Below are 1,584 nucleotides of genomic sequence, written 5' to 3' on the forward strand. Positions count from 1 at the left end.
GGCTTCAAATACCGATTTATAAGGTGTTTTGTAAGGGAGATATTGCCAGATATCTTCGGCAGTGTGGGATAATACTGGTGCGATCGCTCGTGCTAAATTATCTAAAGCTATTTTCAGCACCGTTTGACAACTGCGACGGCGAAAAGCATCGGTTGCACTGATGTACAGCCTATCTTTGGCAACATCTAAATAAAAATTGGATAAATCCACCACGCAGAAATTCTGCACTGTTTGGAAAAACCGGAAGAATTGGAAACTCTCAAAGGCTTCGGTTACTTCCTCAAATACCTCGGTGATGCGATGCAGCATATAACGGTCAAGTTCTGGCAATTCCTCGAAGGGTACTGTATCTTTTTCCGGGTCAAAATCATCCAAGCTACCCAGCAAAAACCGCGCCGTATTGCGGATTTTGCCTCTGACATCATTCATCTGCTTGATGATGTTTTTGCCAATGCGGACATCGCCGGAGTAGTCTACCGATGATACCCACAATCTCAATATATCTGCACCGTAAGGCGGTTCTACTTTTTGATTTTTCCCACCTTCAATGATTGTATTTGGGTCAACCACATTTCCTTCTGACTTACTCATCTTCCGGCCTTGTTCGTCTAAAGCGAAGCCGTGAGTAAGAACAGTTTTGTAAGGTGCAATGTCATTTACCGCTACACTGGTGAGCAAACTTGACTGGAACCAGCCGCGATGTTGGTCGGAACCTTCCAAATATATATCAGCAGGGTAGCGTAACTCTGGACGTTGTTGGACGACAGCCGCCCAAGATGAACCAGAATCAAACCATACATCCATTGTGTCTGTACCTCTGCGGTAAGACTTACCATTTTGACGATAAGATTCGGGTAATAACTCCTCAACCGAAAGTTCCCACCAAGCATCAGAACCTTTTTCTGCGATAATTCCTTGGACGTGGTTGATAATTTCTTCATTCAGCAGTGGTTCTCCCGTGGCTTCATCGTAGAAGACGGGAATGGGTACACCCCAACTCCGTTGACGAGAGATACACCAATCGGAACGTTCCGCGACCATTGGCGTGATGCGATTTTCACCTTGGGCTGGAATCCATTTTACCGTGGCGATCGCCTTTAACGCTTCTTCTCTAAATCCTTCCACCGAAGCAAACCATTGTTCAGTAGCGCGGAAAATCGTTGGTTTCTTCGTCCGCCAATCATAGGGATATTTATGGGGATATGGTTCTTCCTTCAACAAAGAACCAGCCGCAGCCAGTGCATCAATTACCGCTTGATTCCCATCACCCAGCACATTCAACCCAGCAAATTGTCCCGCTTCTTCGGTAAAATTGCCATTGTCATCCACTGGTGCAAGGATGGGTAAACCGTAGCGCTGACCAACAATGTAGTCTTCTTGACCATGACCGGGTGCAGTATGTACCAACCCAGTACCCGACTCAGTAGTGATATAATCACCGCCCACAACAATCGGACTTTCCCGGTCAAATAGAGGATGACGGTAAGTAGTATGTTCTAAATCATTCCCCTTAAACGTGGCTTTTACAGTTAACTCAACTCCCAAGGTTGAAGATAAACGTTCTACTAAATCAGCAGCAACGAT

General features: G+C 45.6%; 1 protein-coding gene. It reads right to left on the reverse strand.

Features of this window, described 5'->3' with window-relative positions; genetic code table 11:
* A partial coding sequence (gene ileS / locus VE944_RS08785) for an isoleucine--tRNA ligase (protein WP_324975281.1) occupies positions 1-1,584 on the reverse strand: 1,584 nt, incomplete at both ends.

Origin of the sequence: Nostoc sp. (assembly GCF_035638895.1) — a bacterium.
Taxonomy (GTDB): Bacteria; Cyanobacteriota; Cyanobacteriia; order Cyanobacteriales; family Nostocaceae; genus Nostoc.